1 pseudogene is annotated in these 334 nt (G+C 56.0%); it reads left to right on the forward strand.

From position 1 onward, the window contains the following. Positions 1–334 (forward strand): annotated as a pseudogene (locus G6047_RS00160) (lectin-like domain-containing protein); the annotation flags it as partial.

Here is a 334-nt window from a genome sequence, read left to right on the forward strand (position 1 = left end):
CCGGTGACATTGTCGGTTACGGTCACGAATTCCATCGTCCCTGATTTCGCTGCCATTCCGCCATTCTGTTCGGGTTCCTCCGTTCCGGCATTGAATACGACCTCTCCGAACGGTATCACGGGAAGCTGGTCGCCGGCCACTGTCAGCAACACGACTTCCGGGAATTATGTCTTCACACCTGATGCGGGCCAATGCGCCTCTCCGGTGACATTATCGGTTACGGTCACGAATTCCATCGTCCCTGATTTCGCTGCCATTCCGCCATTCTGTTCGGGTTCCTCCGTTCCGGCATTGAATACGACCTCTCCGAATGGGGTTACGGGAAGCTGGAGTC

This window comes from Flavobacterium silvaticum, assembly GCF_012911565.1.
Lineage (GTDB): Bacteria > Bacteroidota > Bacteroidia > Flavobacteriales > Flavobacteriaceae > Flavobacterium > Flavobacterium silvaticum.